General features: G+C 63.9%; 1 protein-coding gene. It reads right to left on the bottom strand.

The genetic code is table 11. The features are described from left to right. Positions 1-743: 743 nt before the first annotated feature. A partial coding sequence (locus KIT86_RS25130) for a hypothetical protein (RefSeq protein ID WP_297403476.1) occupies positions 744-1,280 on the bottom strand: 537 nt, incomplete at its 5' end.

The following is a 1,280-nucleotide window of genomic DNA, read 5'->3' as shown; positions in this document are numbered from 1 at the left end:
CCTGCCCGCCACACCTCGCTCAGTGCCGGCTCGGGCGACGATATCACCATGCCGAGGAGAAGCAGGGCAACGAGGCGCATGATCGCGTTGAGAGTCGTACTCGACCGTGCCAACAGGAGTCAGGGACGTCGACCAACACGACCAGCACGTCACGGGGCAATCGAAAGAGGCTCGCGGACGGACGGCTTGTGTTCGTGGGCCCAGGCGGCACGGGCGAGCCCTGCGTCAAGCGTCGAGCCCGCGCGCCGCGGCCGCGTGTTGATGCCCCGCGCATCCCCGCGGCGCCGCGACAGCTGCGACGCGGTGGTGCCAACATGCCTGTCGGAGGTCACCAGCAGACTCTGGGCAACGACGAGCAGCGCTCTCTCGGGCAGTCCTGTCGCGGCAGCGCTCGTGGCGACGGGCGGAGTGAGGCCAAGTTCGCGCGCGGCGCGCGCGTGGCGAAGGCGGGAAAGGCGCGCGCACGTCGCTGGGCGGGAAGAGCTCTGATTGGCCAGGAGGGGCGCCGGATTAGGAATCCATGCACAAGAATAGACTCGCTCCCATTGGATGTAATAAGAGGTGTTGCCTTTTATGGGTTGACACGGCTTAAAAATCGCCATGGTGAGATTCGGGCCCTTTCATGGTGAGATTCGGGCTTTTCGATGGTGAGATCCGACCCGCTGCCATTGCTACTGTCGCTTGCGAATGTCATCGCGCACACCCGCTGCTTGCGGTCGCGCGCAAGTGTGTGCAACACGTGGTCAGTGGCCGCTCCAGCGAGCGATATGGTGGGTGTTCCTATTGCCGGCCATTAGGAAGGTGCCGCCCACGCACAGCGCATCGTTGTAGACGGTCAAGGCATTAGCGCTAGGCCAGGAACTGGCAAAGCTCATCCCCAGCGACGACCACGCCACGCTGTCCCAACGGGCAATGCAACGGGCGCTCACTTCACCGGCCGCTGCGAATTCGCCGCCAATGTACAGCGCATCGTCGTAGACTGCTGAGGCAAACACAAGCCCATCAACACCCGATTCTACCGGCGACCACGTCGTGCCGTTCCAGCGCGCAATGGAGTTTACACTTGCGCCGTCGGCTTTCGAAATGGCGCCGCCCACAAACAGCGAATTGTTGTAGACCACCATGGCCCTCACCCAAGCATGATCGCTACCGGTCACCCCTGATCCTAGCGCCGACCACTCCGTGCCGCTCCAGCGCGCGATGCCTGGGTGGGACAATCGACGTGGCGTCGCTGCGCAGCCGGCCTGGTAGAGGAACGTGACGCAGAGCATCGCGAACGC

Origin of the sequence: Hydrogenophaga sp. (assembly GCF_026125825.1) — a bacterium.
Lineage (GTDB): Bacteria > Pseudomonadota > Gammaproteobacteria > Burkholderiales > Burkholderiaceae_C > Hydrogenophaga.
This window is presented reverse-complemented; position numbering and strand designations above follow the sequence as displayed.